The sequence below is a fragment of the Helicobacter mastomyrinus genome (genome assembly GCF_039555295.1).
Lineage (GTDB): Bacteria > Campylobacterota > Campylobacteria > Campylobacterales > Helicobacteraceae > Helicobacter_C > Helicobacter_C mastomyrinus.
Genome location: NZ_CP145316.1, coordinates 1,443,268 through 1,459,472 on the forward strand (window position 1 = coordinate 1,443,268; position 16,205 = coordinate 1,459,472).

Annotated in this window: 15 protein-coding genes and 1 pseudogene; 12 read left to right on the plus strand and 4 right to left on the minus strand. The window is 38.7% G+C overall.

Annotation, left to right across the window (positions count from 1 at the left end; genetic code table 11):
- The first annotated feature begins 133 nt into the window (after positions 1–133).
- From V3I05_RS07255 to V3I05_RS07280, 6 genes are all read left to right on the plus strand, one after another.
- Positions 134–565 carry a hypothetical protein gene (locus V3I05_RS07255; protein ID WP_300449057.1) on the plus strand — a complete coding sequence of 144 codons (432 nt, stop codon included), beginning with the start codon at positions 134–136 and terminating at the stop codon, positions 563–565.
- Positions 562–1,155, plus strand: coding sequence for a 16S rRNA (guanine(966)-N(2))-methyltransferase RsmD (rsmD, locus tag V3I05_RS07260; RefSeq protein WP_300449058.1), 594 nt, complete (start codon positions 562–564; stop codon positions 1,153–1,155). Before V3I05_RS07255 ends, rsmD begins: the two co-directional genes overlap by 4 nt.
- Position 1,156: 1 nt before the next feature.
- Positions 1,157–1,741, plus strand: a complete 585-nt coding sequence (fliL, locus tag V3I05_RS07265; protein WP_343353141.1) for a flagellar basal body-associated protein FliL — start codon at positions 1,157–1,159, stop codon at positions 1,739–1,741.
- Between the two features lie 2 nt (positions 1,742–1,743).
- Complete coding sequence (acpS, locus tag V3I05_RS07270) at positions 1,744–2,130, plus strand: holo-ACP synthase (RefSeq protein WP_295702092.1); 387 nt, start codon at positions 1,744–1,746, stop codon at positions 2,128–2,130.
- Positions 2,131–2,599: 469 nt separating this feature from the next.
- Positions 2,600–4,909, plus strand: coding sequence for a hypothetical protein (locus V3I05_RS07275; protein WP_343353143.1), 2,310 nt, complete (start codon positions 2,600–2,602; stop codon positions 4,907–4,909).
- Between the two features lie 53 nt (positions 4,910–4,962).
- A complete protein-coding gene (locus V3I05_RS07280; protein WP_343353145.1) occupies positions 4,963–5,886 on the plus strand; it encodes an aldo/keto reductase in 924 nt (307 codons plus the stop codon).
- Positions 5,887–6,445: 559 nt separating this feature from the next.
- Here the strand turns inward: V3I05_RS07280 and V3I05_RS07285 are convergent.
- The 4 genes and pseudogenes from V3I05_RS07285 to V3I05_RS07300 form a co-directional block, all read right to left on the minus strand.
- Entirely contained in the window at positions 6,446–6,733 is a 288-nt protein-coding gene (locus V3I05_RS07285) for an HNH endonuclease signature motif containing protein (RefSeq protein WP_343353147.1), read from the minus strand.
- Positions 6,734–6,791: 58 nt separating this feature from the next.
- Positions 6,792–7,544, minus strand: coding sequence for a DUF262 domain-containing protein (locus tag V3I05_RS07290; protein ID WP_343353148.1), 753 nt, complete (start codon positions 7,542–7,544; stop codon positions 6,792–6,794).
- Between the two features lie 143 nt (positions 7,545–7,687).
- Positions 7,688–8,953, minus strand: coding sequence for a restriction endonuclease subunit S (locus tag V3I05_RS07295; protein WP_343353149.1), 1,266 nt, complete (start codon positions 8,951–8,953; stop codon positions 7,688–7,690).
- 100 nt (positions 8,954–9,053) lie between these two features.
- A pseudogene (locus tag V3I05_RS07300) lies at positions 9,054–9,233 on the minus strand (adenine-specific methyltransferase EcoRI family protein); the annotation flags it as partial.
- 141 nt (positions 9,234–9,374) lie between these two features.
- On the opposite strand from V3I05_RS07300, the gene flhA reads away from it, so the two are divergent.
- From flhA to V3I05_RS07330, 6 genes are read left to right on the plus strand one after another with little or no spacing between them, the layout of a single operon-like run.
- Complete coding sequence (gene flhA, locus V3I05_RS07305) at positions 9,375–11,585, plus strand: flagellar biosynthesis protein FlhA (RefSeq protein ID WP_295701672.1); 2,211 nt, start codon at positions 9,375–9,377, stop codon at positions 11,583–11,585.
- Positions 11,586–11,602: 17 nt separating this feature from the next.
- Positions 11,603–12,730: a 3',5'-cyclic-nucleotide phosphodiesterase gene (locus V3I05_RS07310; RefSeq protein ID WP_343353151.1), complete on the plus strand. Its 1,128-nt coding sequence runs from the start codon at positions 11,603–11,605 to the stop codon at positions 12,728–12,730.
- Positions 12,727–12,990 (plus strand): hypothetical protein, encoded by a 264-nt coding sequence (locus tag V3I05_RS07315; protein ID WP_295701668.1) that lies wholly within the window; start codon positions 12,727–12,729, stop codon positions 12,988–12,990. Before V3I05_RS07310 ends, V3I05_RS07315 begins: the two co-directional genes overlap by 4 nt.
- Position 12,991: 1 nt before the next feature.
- The gene (gene purN / locus V3I05_RS07320) at positions 12,992–13,615 is read left to right on the plus strand and encodes a phosphoribosylglycinamide formyltransferase (protein WP_295701667.1); all 624 of its coding nucleotides are present in this window, start codon (positions 12,992–12,994) and stop codon (positions 13,613–13,615) included.
- Positions 13,615–14,802: a cation:proton antiporter gene (locus V3I05_RS07325; RefSeq protein ID WP_343353153.1), complete on the plus strand. Its 1,188-nt coding sequence runs from the start codon at positions 13,615–13,617 to the stop codon at positions 14,800–14,802. The genes purN and V3I05_RS07325 overlap by 1 nt, the downstream gene beginning before the upstream one ends.
- Complete coding sequence (locus V3I05_RS07330; protein ID WP_300447480.1) at positions 14,802–16,205, plus strand: sodium-dependent transporter; 1,404 nt, start codon at positions 14,802–14,804, stop codon at positions 16,203–16,205. Before V3I05_RS07325 ends, V3I05_RS07330 begins: the two co-directional genes overlap by 1 nt.

Here is a 16,205-nt window from a genome sequence, read left to right on the forward strand (position 1 = left end):
TATAATTTGCTTATGAGTAATGTGTCCTTAAGGGTGAGCGTGATGGACAATCCCGCAGTAACAAAGTCACGAGGATAATTACTCCACGCGAGTGAGGCTTAAGTGTGTCATAAAAATTATTACAGGAGTGGATATGAAGGTTGCTATATCGTGTGTATCGCCATTGGTGCAGAGTAGCTTAAACTTTTTTTTGAAAGATTTGTGTGTAAGCGAGGTGGAATGTGATTTTATCATTACTGATGATGAGCAAAAGCAAGGCTCTAAGCCTTTGTGCCTAGTGATTGATGAGCCATATTCGCATATCCGCAAACCCTTTAGTGAAAAGACTTTACAGGAAGATTTGAAAGCCTTTTGTGAAAAGTTGCAATACAGCTCTAAATATAAAAAAGAGGTGCAGGACTTCCCCCAAGATATGAAGCCATTTTCTCCGCCTATGTCGCCACCAAGCTACCCACAGGGCAAAGAAGATAGCCTTGAAGAGCAGATTTATAGGCTTTGTGAGCAGAGCGCGAGAGAGCTTACAGACAAGATTCTTGCATTGCTTAAGTCGAAAGGGGATAAATGAAAAGAGCAGATTCTAAAGTAAAATTTACCATTCAAGCAGGGAGACTCAAACATCTTAACTTGATTTATAATCCAAATCAAGGCACACGCCCGACAAAATCTATCGTGCGGGAATCATTTTTCAACACCATAGGGGCGCAGATAATTGATAGTGTGTTTATTGAAGCATTTGCTGGCTGTGGCTCAATGGGGATTGAAGCCCTTTCACGTGGGGCGTGTAAAAGTATATTTTATGAACTAGATAAAGCAGCTTATGATATTCTGTGCGAGAATCTTGCCCTTGCACAAAAGCGAGAGCCTACACTTCAGTTTTACGCTCATAATGCCGATTTTTTTACCCAAACACTTGAAGACTATCAAAATCAAGTGATTTTGTATCTTGATCCACCATTTTGTATACGTGAGGGTAAAGAAGGCATATATAAGCGGCTTATTGGCAAGATAGAAAATCTCAAGGAGTATGATATGGCTTTAATTGTTTTTGAACATTGGAGTGAGTATAATATGCCTCACATTATTGGGGCATATAGACAACTCAAAATGCGTCAGTTTGGTAAAAGTACACTGACTTATTACACAGCAAAGGATTAAAATGGCAGAAGAAGAAAAAGAATCAAAGGGTGGAGAAAAGAAGAGTAAGGCAATTTTGTTTGTCGTAGCGGGTATTATAGTGGTGCTTTTACTTTTAATAGGCATTGTGCTTGTGTTTGCACTCAGTGGAGGGCACGAAGAAGAGGCGAGCCAAGAAGCACCACAAGTCCAAACACAACCTCAAAGTACAACTGCACAGCAACCAACCAAAATTGTTGTGGGGAGCACAATTGCTGTGCGCAGCACCGATAAATTTGCACCGGGATTAATTTATCCTGCAGAAGGACCAGTCCCTTTCACTGTGAATCTTATGACACAAACAGGCAAAAGGTATTTGAAAGCAAGCATGCAGTTTGAACTTGATAAAGATGAGATGAAAGCAAATGCGACTAGGGTTGAACTTGATAAAAAAATGCCTATGCTCAAAGATACAATTATCGAAATTCTCTCATCAAAATCTATTGAAGACATAGCCACTACAAAGGGTAAAAATCGTGTGAAAGATGAGATTGTCAAACGCATTAATGAGTTTTTGATTGATGGGCAAGTTTATGATGTATTTTTTGTGGATTTTGTGGTGAGTTAAGGGTGATAGGCATTGATATTGTTAGTATCGCGCGTATTCGCACTTTCATAGAGCGATTTGGTGAGAATGCTTTAAGACGTTTTTTATCAAAAGACGAGATGGCTCTTTGCCTTTTAGATACTCATTATGCAGGGGTAGATTCTGTAAATATCTCTCGTGTGGCTGGATTTTGGGCTGCAAAGGAAGCCTGCGCTAAAGCATTGGGTGTAGGCATTGGGCGGGAGCTAGGATTCTTAGATATATATATTAGCAAAACAGCAAAAAATGCCCCCAACATAAAGCTTGATGATAAGAAAATGGCTACCTTTAAGATAAAAGAAATTTCACTTAGCATTAGCCACGATGGAGGATTTGCCATAGCAGCAGTGTTTTGCGCTTCTTGTGGATAAGTTTATATTCTTAAAACATTAATTAATAATATTGAGCTTTCTTATCCTGCTATATTTCCGTGCGTGTGAGGTAAAAACGTGAGCGAAGGCAGTGTATTTTGATACAAAAATTGCTAAAAAATGATCACTATGGTGATTATCTACTGGGGGTTCTGGGCTGGACACGCTATGAGAGATTCCAATTCCATAATGTCGTATTATCAAAATATACGACATTATGAGGTTGATTGCCCGAAGTGATTACCTTGTGTAAAAGTCTTTTGCAGGAGAATCCTAGAGATGTGCATAACGTGTCTTTGCTAGAGGGTACATTAGTGTGTAAAGAGATATAGGGCTTTGTTTTGGATTTTGCTATAATTTCTTGTTTAAAGGCAAAAAGTCGATTTTGCTACCTGTGAAAAAAACTAGCAGTAATTGTTCACAGCAGCGTAGTTTTTAAAGAATGACTAACATAAAGAGGTTTTTATTAATGTATACACAAGGAAAAGGCTTATCTTTCTATCGTTTTGCAATACCTTTTGCGTGGCTTTCCTCTTTATATGCAATTGATTATTCCGGCTCTTTGCCCTCCTCTATATCATTGAGTGGTGGCACACGTAGTGATAAGGTTACAGCTAGAAGTTCTCAAGGTTGGCAAGTCTCAACCATAGGCTCTATTAGTGGTTCTGCTTTTAGCATAAGGGGTGTGGCAAATTCCCAATACATACTTACTTTTGAAAGTCCTACAAATATTAATGGTGTAACCTACTATAATGGTGGCATATCTATTGGAGACAACCTCCAAGTTAGCTTTACTAATCTCCATACTTTAGCTGTTCAACGGGGTAGTATGAGCGTAGGCAGTGGAGCACAATTCACACTTATTTCAAGTGGCACTACCATTAGTGCGCAGGGCACAGATTATGGTGGAGATTCTAAAGTGCGCTTTGGGCGAGGGACTTCTCTTATCTTAGCAAGTGGTGCAAATGCACGATTTACAAATGGAAATTTTTTTATCCACGATGGAAGTATTTTAGTTTCAGCTGGTGCGACTTTGTCAGTTGATGCGACTAGGGCTATCCGCATACAAAATGAGCTGACTAATAATGGCGGGACAATCACATTTGGTGGCAATGTTTATAATGTTGGTGGCAATGTAGGCACGCGTGCTAATACAACCACTTCAAACTTTACAAGCACCAACGGGACTATTAGTATAACAGGCAATTTTTACAATGGTGGGCAAGTGGAGAATAACGCAATAGATAGCACAGGTAGCGGATGGTTGAATGTATATGACCCCCCATTTGGTGGGGGTGGAAGCCTTATGCTCTATGGCGGAAGTATGAGTGTAACAGGTAGCATTACTTCTACTAGCGGCGGGAATAGAGGAGCTGGAACAATAATAGATGAAATACAGAGCTCAAGTATTGGAATCTATGGCGCGAGTTTAAGTGCGACAAATGGATTAAATAATCAAAGTGGTAGCACTATCACTTTTGGTGTCTATAATGGCAAAATGGGTGCATTTACAGGCAATGTCAATAATAGCGGAAGCATTATTTACAATATGGCAGGAGCAAGTGGAGGCACACATACACTTATTAGCGGCACATTGAGCGGTGGGGGTAGTGTCGCATTACTGAATGGCAATACAGAATTTGCTACTGCTACATTGAGCACTGATAAGAGAGAAGTGATAGTAAATATCAAACAAGATGTTATTGATAGTTTTAATGCCACACTTCAATCTAACCAAAAGGCTATCGTAAATGCTTTAGGAGAGGATATTTATACTATTGCAGGAGCAAACACTCAAAGTGTTACAAGTGATGTAAATAGACTGAATAATGCCCTGTTTTCACAATTTATCTCTACGCCTTTTAGTGGGCTTGATGTGCTTAAGGGTAGTATTAGTGCAGTTTCTATAAGCACTCAAAGCAACTCACCTTTGGGTGCTGATGCGGGGGCTATTACAAGGAGTATCTTAGGTAGTGTAAATGGAGGATTTGCTGGAGTGCGATTAGGAGCGTATATTAAAATAAAAAAAGCTGTGCTATCAGTATATGGAGGTTATACCTATGGGAGTATGCGAAGCAAGGGGCAGGATTACACACTTTTAGAATCTTCTTTTAGCAATAAAAGTTATAGTTCTGGACTTGGGGCAAACTATCATTTGTATTTGCTCCCTCATAATAGACTTGAGCTAGATGTTGATGTAGGCTATTTTACCTCCTCACTTGATAGCAAACGCAAGATACAGCTCAACACTGCGGCTAATCAAATCTTTGAAGCCACATATCGCACTAATCAAGTGAGTTTAGATACAAAGCTAGGCTATCGTTTAGGAGCAAATAGAGGAAGAAGCTCCTTAAAGCCTTATTTTAGGCTTTTGCAAAGTTATAATATGTTTTCAGGCTTTACAGAAAATGCCCTCACATCAGGTATTACAGATAAGGCTAAGGCTTTATCTATGCCACAATACAATGCGTATTTTATGAGTTTAGGCGTGGGCTTAGATGGGGCATATCGCATAGATAGGAGTAAATATGTGCTTTTTGGGTTGGACTATGAGCAGTTTTTATTGAGCACACAAAAGCTGCAGTTGCAATTTATCGGGGGAGAAAAATTAAGCTTTGATAAACCCTATGATAATCGTATAGGATTGAGTATAGGTGCGAGATTTGAGCCAAGACGTAAGATACAATTAGGACTTGATGGGTATTTTAAAGCAGCTATCAATCAAGCGGATAATCTTTATTATTATGGTGTAAGCGCACTTTTGGGCTATGTGTTTTAGTTACCTTTAAGTGATATAGTAAGCTAAATGATATATTTCACAAAGGAGCAAATATGCAAGAGCTATCCTATTACAATGGCAGACGAGATTTTTTAAAGCAATCTGCAATACTTATGGCGGGGGTAAGTGCTTTTGGGCTATCCCCACTTTTTGCAGATAGTGCTAAGAAAGGAGAAGTGATGATTCAAACACTCAATAATGGCGTGAAAATGCCTATTATCGGGCTTGGGACTTACTCACTCTTGGGTAAGGACTGCGAGAGGGCAATCCTTGATGCACTAAAGGTAGGATACAGGGCATTTGACACTGCACAGATGTATAAAAATGAGGCTGAAATTGGTAATGCGATTAAAAAAAGTGGTTTTAAACGTGAGGAGATTTTTATCACCACGAAGCTTTCTAGTGATATGAGCTATGAGGCGACCAAAAAGAGTATCGAGAACTCTCTAAAGGCATTGAAGCTAGATTATGTGGATTTACTCCTTTTGCATCGCGTCTACCCACAGGCAAGGCAAATGTATAAGGCGATGGAGGAGTTTTACAAAGAGGGTACAATCAAGGCTTTGGGTATTTCAAACTTTGATACGAAAGTGTATTTAGACTTTGTCAAATCTGTGAAGGTGATTCCGGCGGTAAATCAAGTCCAAGTCAATGTCTTTTTCCAACGTGAGGAGCTGCAAAAGGCTATGCAAAAGCATAAAACGATTATGCAGGCATGGAGTCCTTTCGCTAAGGGTGAAAAGGATTTTTTCAATAATGAAACATTAAAAAATATCGGCAAAAAATATAATAAATCTGTGGCACAAGTGGGGCTTAGGTATCTTATAGAGCGAGGCATTAATGTGATTCCAAAAAGTAGCAAAAAAGAGAGAATGGCTGAAAATCTAAATATCTTTGACTTTAGTCTCTCCAGCGCAGATATGGCAGCAATCAAAACACTTGATACCAATAAAAGTATCTTTGGCTGGGACGTGTGAGATATTGAATAACAAAATTATCACAAAGCCCTTAAAATAGGCTTTTTATATTAAATAAAAACAATGGTTTCTATTTAATATTTTAACAAACACTATTTTGCTGCAATTTGAAATTCTTTTATGTTGTTCTTTTTTTCTAGGGGGAGGACCTTAAATGTGCAAGTATGGACTAGTGTTAAAGCACAAGCGCAAAGTCGGCTCGGCAATGTATGTCTCACTCCCCCTTATATATCCCCCCCCCCAACCCCTACAACGCTTTAAGAGGGTGAGTGATATATTTATGAACCTTCGTGCGATTTATTTTATACAAGTGAGGATATGCCTCACACTTATTATATAGGCTAGAGAAATTCTATCTTGTGAGTAGGCAAAATTAGAATCTTGTTTGCTGTTTTTTGTTTTAACAAAAGCATTAGTGAATGTAAGGAATGTTTGCAATCAAAAAGCTAATAGACGAAACAATCTTTGCTATTGTGTCCTTAAAGTATTTTTAGCACATAGAATCGAGACCAAAATGCCCTCGCAGTCTATGCCTAAGATGCTTAAGTGCTATATGAAGTTAGCTATCACTTTTTATTCTATTGCACTCACGGCATAATAATTGAGCATTTTCTTTTATAGTTTTGCCGCCATTACTCCACGGGATAATATGGTCAGCCTCCATTTCTTTAAGCTCAAAAATCTTATCTTTTTGTGGGCATTTAGCATTTGCACATTTGCCGCCCTGCTTTTCATATAATTCACGCTTGGTATTCTCATCAAAGGTTCTTAGATTTAAGAATTTCTCTTTTCCGCTTAGCACATATTCATAAATACCCTTTTTGCTCTGCACTTCGCTATCTTGCATAAGCCTTGCAATACGTTCTTCTAATTCTTTAGAATCTAGCTCTTCATCTTTGTAAGTATTAATTATAAAGAAAGCCCCATTCTAAGCCTTGCATTTCTTTGCGGTATGTGCTAAATTTCATTTCCACCCACTCAATCACCGCACTAAAATAGCTCCATAATCCATCAGCATTTTTAGAATCTTTAGCATTTTTTGCCATATATTCACAAATCTTTTTATCCTCTCTTTTGCCTACTATCCAAGCAATAGCTGTCTCTAAAAAATCCTGCCTAATACTAGAGCCTTTTAAATATTTTTTAGCTTTTTGTTCGCACAAACAATTATTTTTAGAAAATTTAAGCTTTGCATCGCTTAACCACCTACTTGCATAAATGGCATTGCGTAATTCCTGCTCGGTAAGCTTCTCTCCTGCGATATTGATTACTCTAAACCACTCTAGCTTTTCGCTATCCTTGCCCTCGCAAAGATAAATATTAAGCTCATAGTTTAAAAAGTCCTCCTGTTTGTCTGTGGGGAGATTATGGAAATTGAGCCCATCAAAAGCAAATTCCCCGATAAAATACTCGCAAATACTAATGCTTCTTTGCTGTCCATCTAGCACTTCAAATTCATATTCAGCACTTGCTTCATTTTTTACCCAATACATAGTATTTAAAGGAAAGCCCTTTAAAATCGTATCAACGACAGCTTCTTGTTGCTTATCTTTATAGACAAATTCCCTTTGATATTTTGGGCGGATATTCAGGCGGGGTTTAGAATCTCCAAAGGCCACTACCTCGCTACTTGCTTCATCTCTTTTATAGCCTTGCACTAAATCTTTGATTTTATGCGGTTCTATGTTTATTTACTATTTATAAAACACTCCTCCTCATCTTTTAAGGCCTGAATGCTTTTAACTTGGCGGATAAGTATCCGGGTATATTTTAATTTGCCATTGAGATAGGGATTATATCTTCACCCCAAAGCCTCTGCTTGATTATTCATTAATAAAGGCAGTAAGAAATCGCGATAGTTGCTTAATATGTGGGATTCTTGCTGGTTTAAATATTTTTGCTTATAAATAGCGTAGGTTTTTGCGTGAAAATCATCTAGCACGCTTTCATTTGGAATAACTAAAGGGATAAGTTTTAAAGTTTTTTCATTAATTGCCTGTTGTGTTGAACCATTAGCAAAAGCATTTTTCATCACATCAAATTCATTTGAGCTAATAACATTCCACATATATTCTAAAGCATTATGTTTGCACGATAGCCCACACATTCCTGTCAATAAAATAAGAGAATATATAGAGTTTGAATAATCTCCAAAATATATATATTTTTTACTATCTTTCATTTTGGCAAACCATACAGAATCTTTGATTGGCTGCATATTTGCCCTAGATTCTCGTGTTTCAAAGGTAGTTGTATTAGATAAATCTACTATCACATCATTTTGAATTGCTGATGTTGGAAGATATATTTTCTCCCCTGTAAATGTATCAATTTTTGCCTGTATGATTGAAGCAAGGCTGTTTGTTTCGATGTTTTCTACCTCCCAATCTTTGGGAATCTCGCGTTTTAGGGTTTCGTTATACACCATTGCGCCACCACTTGATTTATAGGGTTTGCCCTGCTCATTAGGGAAGTTAAACTCCACAAAATAGCGCGTGTAAAGGAGTTTAGCGAGATTCTCTAGCTCTTTACTAATGCGGTTATTGAGCTCGATTTTAGAATCTAACACACTTAAGATTCTAGCGATATTGTTTTGTGCCGCTAAAGGCGGTAAGGGGATTTTATAGTCGGCTATCAATGAAACACTTAAATTTGAACGTGCAGTTCCAGACGCTAGAGAAAATAAATGCAAATAGGCATTAGAAATTGCATAGTAAATGTATTCATAATAAGCCTTTTTACTATTAAGTATTATGTTGCAACACGCTTGATTGGTTGTAAGAGGTATTTTATTAATAGCAACTTTTCCAGCAGTAGCACCATACAAAGCTATTATAACAGAATCTATTTTTACCCATTTTGCTGATGAGTTTTGAAGTCCAAGTTCTGTAATGTATTTTTCTGTTTGGTAGATTCTAGTATTTTTTACTTCTCCTGTATTGAGCCAAGGTATATTTCCTTGATAATATTCTTCCTTTGTGCTTTGCGGTGTTCCGCCTGAAAAAATTTTTAAAGCTATATCCCCAAGCCTTACCCTCTGCCATTCTTTTGGCAATGTGTGTTTCATAGAATTTCCTTTAGATACTTAAAGTTGTCATTGCGAGAGGCGTCTGCTATCTTAAAAAGGCTAGATTCTTTAGTATCAAGTGTAATCAGGCTTTAAAGAAGAAAAAGTATTTAAAGAAATTTGAAGCTAGAGGGTCATCGCAATTACATAGCACGATTTTATCTTTAAAGTGGGCTTTATAATGCTTTAGCTCATTTTCTATATCGCTAAGTTGAGTGTAAAACTCATCTTTTTTATTTTTCTTTGCCTCGTGGAGATTTTTATTTGCAGATTTTGCCATTCTTACCCTCCATATCTCTCATCTTTCGACAAAGGATTATAACACTCACAATTTAATAATTCCTGCTAAAATGCCATATTTTACATTTGACACAGCCTAAAGTAAGCATAACGCCCTAATCATACCTTAAGGATAGCAAGTTTGACATTTAATGCGACAAAGATTCTAAGCCAAGGCTTGCCATTTTTTAAAAGCCTCTCACAAAGCAAGGAGATGATAATAGTTACCTTCATTGTGCTTATCGTGGGGATTATTGTCGTACCTTTGCCTAGCGGGGTATTAGACTTTTTATTAAGCGTATCTATCGCGCTTTCTTTACTGATAATCCTTATCACACTCTATGTGGATAAAGCCACTGAATTTTCCGCCTTTCCTACCATACTTCTTATTGTTACCCTCTATCGTCTCGCGCTCAATGTCGCTACTACACGTATGATTCTAAGCGAGGGGCATAATGGGGTAGAAGCAGTAAGTAGTATTGTAGCAGCATTTGGGCATTTTGTGGTAGGGGGGAATTATGTCATTGGGGTTATCGTCTTTACTATCCTTGTGATTGTGAATCTTATCGTTATCACCAATGGTTCTACGCGGGTAACAGAAGTAAGAGCACGATTTACTCTCGATGCGATGCCCGGTAAGCAAATGGCGATTGATGCAGACTTAAACGCCGGATTAATAGGGCAGGAAGAAGCGCAAAAGCGTAGAGATGCCCTCGCTCAAGAAGCGGATTTTTATGGCACGATGGACGGAGCGAGTAAATTTGTCAAAGGCGACGCAATCGCAGCTATCATCATTACTATTGTAAATATAATCGGTGGCTTTCTTATCGGGGTGTTTGAACACGGTATGAGTGTGAAGCAAAGTGCAGAGACTTTTACCATTCTTACTATTGGCGATGGCTTAGTAGGGCAGATTCCCGCGCTCATTGTAGCCACGGCAACAGGCATCATCACTACACGTGCAGCCAAAAATTCAGAAGCAAATAGAAATTTTGCAAATGATATTATCACGCAAATTACCAATAATGGTAAGATTCTAAGTATTGTAGGATTTATCCTTATCCTCTTTGCACTTGTTCCGGGGCTGCCTATATCGCTAGGCTTCGTAGGTATATTTTTCCTTGCAGTAGCTTATCTCACAAGCAGAGAAGATGTCAGCAGCTTCTTTGCTTTCTTGGAAAAATACTTCCGCAAAAAAGCTCCTATAGATACCGCTAAAGCCCAAGAAAAGACAGAAAAAGATATTGACATCTCACAGCACAAAGCCCAAAGAGTGCAGAAAACAGAAGAGGAAATCAAAAAAGAAGAAGAAAATATCATCAGCGAAGCCCTCAAGGTAGAGACTTTAGAGATTTATTTGGGTTATGGGCTTATCCGCCTAGCTGATGTAAAACAAAATGGCGATTTACTAGAGAGAATCCGCGCTATGCGTAAAAATATTGCTATGGATTATGGTTTTCTTGTCCCGCAGATTCGTATCAAAGATAATCTTAATTTGCAACCAAATGAATACTCTATTTTGCTGAAAGGTGTGAAAATCGGCAGTGGGGAGGTGATGCCTGATAAGTTTTTAGCAATGGATACGGGTATGGTAGGGCAGCCAATCGAGGGAATTGCAACTAAAGAGCCCGCCTTTGGTATGGATGCATTATGGATAGAACCCAAAGACAGGGAAAATGCGGTTATTCAGGGTTATAATATTATTGATCCCTCTACGATTATCACTACACATCTCACAGAGCTGATTAAAACTTATGCGGAAGACTTTATCACACGTGATGAAGTCAAAATGCTTATGGATAGACACGCTAAAGATTATCCTGTGGTTGTGAGTGAAGCGGCTAAAGTCCCTATGAGCACAATTTTACGTGTATTACGTGATTTGCTCCACGAGCGTATTCCTATCAAAGATTTGCCTACGATTTTAGAGGGTATCGCAGATACCTATCCTATTTTGCAAGATGATACAGAAAGTATTGTAGAGCAAGTGCGTGCTCGTCTTGCACGAACAATCACTGATGTATTTAAGGCAGAAGATGGGAATCTAAAGATTTTCACTCTCACTCTTGCCACAGAGCAATATCTCATCGATAGACTTAAAGAACAGCCCGGAGGCAAAAGCTTCGTGCTGCATTCTAACGATGTGCAAAAGCTCGTAGAAGCTATAGAGGAAGAAGACATTGCATTAAGGCAGAAAAATATCATTCCCGTAATGCTTGTAGATTACAGAATCCGTAAGCCTCTAGTGAAGCTTCTTGAACCATTTGGCATAAATATCAGCATACTTGGCAATGCAGAAATCGACTCTCGCATTAAATTTGAGGTAGTAGGCACACTTAACATACAATTTTAAACATAACAAGGATATAAATGAAAGTTTTTCATCTCTCACACACAGACTTAGACGGATATGGTTGTCAGTTTATCGCTAAAGAGTTTTTTTTACACATTGCATTTTATAATGCAAACTATGGTAAAGAAGTGCTTGTGCGGCTAAATAGCATACTCGATAGCATCGTCCACTCTGTCCTATTGCCAGAATCTCTCCTTGTTGCAAAGTTTGGTAAAACGCCTAAAAACGCGCCAGATTCCAAAAAACCACAAGAAAAGTATCTCGTGCTTGTTACGGATTTAAACCTCACTTTAAGCGAGGCAAACTACCTCAATGAGCGTATAGGAGAGCTAAAAATTGCTGGATTTAATATAGAGATTCTGCTTTTAGACCACCATATCAGTGGACAAGAATGTGCGGATAAATATGAGTGGTATCATTTAGACGCCCTAAGGAGCGCTTCTAAAATTACCTTTGATACACTCTTTCAATCTTACCCTCTGCTTGATAGCACACGGCTAAACTGGATTAGTCATTTAAGTAGTATGATTAATTCTGTGGATATTTGGCTAGAAGATGGCTATAAATTTGACTTTGGCAAAGTGGCTATGGGAGCGATTAGTGGAAGCTTTGAGCTAAATCGCTTTATGTTTGATAAGGAGCATAGGGATTATAAATTTGCTATTATTGAATCTATGAGAGATTTTATAGAGCTTCCACAAGGCGAAGTAGCCTTTGATAATGCACTTTATGAGATTAAAAAGCGCATTCTAGGGGGCGACCCACAGAATCAAACAATGGATACGATTATCTCTAACGCACAAGTAAAGCTTTTAAGCACGAAAAAGCGGCTTTGCACGATTTATTATGATGACAAAAAAGGTTTTTTAAGCTATTCTATGGGTGGCATTAGCATATTAGCAAATCTCTTTTTGCGTTGTAATCCCGAGTATGACTTCTACCTTGATGTGAATCCTCGTGGTAATATCTCTTTGCGTGCGAATGGAAACTGCGATGTGAGTGCGATGAGTAGGGAGCTATTTAATGGTGGAGGGCATAAAAACGCTTCTGGCGGGAAGATTGAAGGATTCAAAGAAAGCTTTGCCTATGATGATATTAAAACACAGATAGAATATATCCTAAACAAACACAAGGAGGCACTATGAGCACTGACAACGCTAAAGATGATCTAAGTTTAGAGATGAGTTTAGAAGAAATGGCATTAGAAGTCGTTGATATGCTAGGCGTGGCACTCTACTTTGCCGGGGCGAAAAAAAAGCATATTCAAGCACTTACAGAAGCCTACTCTGCACAAATGGATAAGTTTTATGAGCATTTGCCCGAAGATACACCTTATGGGCAAGATGAGATGATTGAGATTATCAAATCTCTTAAAATTGACTATCCGCAATTTTTCAATGCTTAGTATGCCTAAAACGCTTCATTGTGCGATTCTCTTTAGTGGCAATGGAAGCAATATGCAAAATCTTATAGAATCTTTGCATCATAAAAGATTCTATAATGCGAGTAAAAAAGAAGTGCTGATTGAGATAAGCCTTACCCTTTGTAATAATCCCAATGCCTATGGTATTACACGTGCAAAGCAACTTCATATACCCTGTGAGATTATCTCTCATCGTGATTTTACCTCACGACAAAGCTTTGATGAAGCGATGATAGCGCTCTTAAAGGCTCATCATATTGATTATGTCTTTTTAGCCGGATTTATGAGAATCTTAACGCCCCTTTTCACACAAAGCTTTCAAGCTATCAATATTCACCCTTCCTTTTTACCCGCGCATAAAGGCGCACACGCAATTAGAGATAGCTTTAATGATGAAACCGATTATGGCGGAGTAAGTGTGCATTGGGTGAGCGAGGAGCTCGATAGTGGTGATATTATCCTGCAAGAAAAGATAGCAAAGCACCCTCAAGATTCGCTAGCAGATTTTGAATCTAGAATCCACGCTTGTGAATACACCCTCTACCCTCGCGCGATTTTGTATGCGTTAGGTTTAAGCGATAGTATATTACCCCATAAGGATATCTAATGAGCGGCACGATAGAAACACTAAGCGGATTTAGCATTTTTGCCTTGCTGATTTTGTTTGCCTCGCCCATTAGCTCTATCACACGCATTCCCATTGTCGTAGTAGAGATGATTTTAGGCGCATTAGCGGCGTATTTTTTTGGCTTTATCCACGAAGTGAATGAAATTCACATTATCGCTGAAGTGGGCTTTTTGTTTTTAATGTTTCTTTGTGGCTTGGAAGTGGATATTAAATCCTTTAGCAAACTTGGCTCAAGCTTCCTTTTACAAGCCCTTGCCTACTTTTGCACACTTTATGGGATTACCTGTCTTGTAGTCTTTAGCACAGGTATTTCATATATTTATATCGCTGCATTTCCGGTAATGAGCTTGGGTATGATTGTAGCGTTGATAAAGGACTATGGCAAGAAGCAGCCTTGGCTTGATTTAGCCTTAAAAATTGGCATTTTAGGTGAGCTAGTGAGTATTGCTGCACTTGTGATTATAGATGGCGCATCACGACACGGCATAGGCAATGAGCTAGGGCAAAAACTCCTTATTTTATTGCTTTTCTTAATCGGCGTGGCGTGTTGCTTTCAGGTGGCGAGAATCATTTTTTGGTGGATACCTCAATTGCGCTTTTTGTTTCTCCCAAGCGATGATAGCAACTCACAAGATTTGCGTTTTGTCTTTTTCTTGCTTTTTAGCTTCGTGCTTTTAATGATGTTTTTAGATATTAAAGCCGTGCTTGGGGCATTCCTAGCTGGGAGCATCATCAGCACATTTTTTAAGCACAAAGCCGCGCTGCCTGAACACCTCAATCACTTTGGTTTTGGATTTTTAGTGCCTTTCTTTTTTGTCTATATCGGCTCTACGTTGGATTTAAAGGCGCTTTTTAGCGACACAAAGATTTTGTTTCACGCTTCTTATCTTGTCATTGGTATGCTGACTTTGCGTATCATCAGTGCGAGTATCGTCTTTGGCAAATATTTTAAGAATCCTAAATCCACTCTACTTTTCGCATTAAGCGATTCTATGCCTCTCACTTTCCTTATCGCCACAGCGACTTTGGGCAAGGGCATAGGTGAATTAGATGATACGCTTTATGCGTCCTTCGTGCTTGGGGCGATTTTAGAGGGGATTATCTTTAGCGTGCTTATTAAAGTCATTTATGTTTTTTGGAAGATTCCAAACAAAAGGAAAAAATAATGCAATCACGGCAAACATGGAGCTCATCGCTCACTTATATTTTAACCGTAGCTGGAGCGACTATCGGCTTTGGTGCGACTTGGCGATTTCCCTATCTCGTGGGAGAAAATGGCGGTGGGGCATATGTGCTAATATTTATCCTTGCTATGATTTTAGTGGGAATTCCCGTGATTTGGGTAGAAAATGTTATCGGCAGACGTGCGCATAAAAATACCATTGACGCCTTTGGTGGAGAGGTAGAGGGTAGAACAATCCCGCGCTTTTTTAAGGGTATTGGCTATCTTGGTGTGCTTGGGGCATTTGGGATTATGGCGTATTATATGGTGCTTGGTGGCTGGGTGATTAGCTATATTATTAGTATTTTAAGCGGGGAGCTTAATCTCTCTACTCCTATCACAAAGGAAGTCGCGCAAAGTTTCTATCAAAGCCATATCGAACATAATCCGCTGATGATTGGCATCTTTACCACACTCTTTGTGGGGATTAATTGGCTCATTCTTAAAAAGGGCGTGATTGATGGGATTGAGCGCAGTATGAAATACCTTATGCCCTTGCTTTTTATCTGTCTTCTTATTATGGTTGTGCGTAATCTTACTTTGCCCGGGGCGATGGAGGGCGTGAAGTTCTATCTCTTGCCTGATTTTAGTAAAATCAATGCAAAGCTTTTTATCGCTGTGTTAGGACAAGTGTTTTTCGCCCTATCTTTAGGCTTTGGCGTGATGATTACTCTTAGCTCCTATCTGCAAAAAAATGAAAATATGATAAAAACCGCCATTGCCACAGGTGTGTTAAACACCCTGATTGCGCTTTTAGCAGGATTTATGATTTTTCCTTCGCTCTTTAGCTTTGGTTTAAGCCCCGACCAAGGACCTAGCCTCGTATTTCAAACACTCCCTATCGTCTTTTCCCATATTTATTTTGGCAATGTTATCGCCCTTGTCTTTTTCCTGCTGCTTATCACCGCCGCACTCACTACTTCGCTGCCTATTTATGAGGTAATTATCACTACTTTGAAGGAGAAATACCACCTCTCACGTCTAAAGGCAATCAATATTACACTAGGCTTTATTTTTATTTGTGGAAATATCCCCTGTATTCTTGCTTATGGACCTTGGGAAGATATTGTATGGCAGGGCAAAAATATCTTTGATATATTTGATTTTGTAAGTGGCAATATTCTCTTTGTGCTGACTTCGCTTGGCACATTGCTTTTTGTGGGCTTTGTGCTAAAAGATGATGCAAAAAAGGAGCTAAGCAATAATGGCACTCTCGCACCAAAGCTTGTCAATGTGTGGTATGTGTATATCAAATATTTTCTACCCTTTGTGATAGCTCTTATATTTATCGCAGGTATATTCCCTGAAAGCATAGATTCTATCCTCAATCTTTGGCAAAGCTATTAA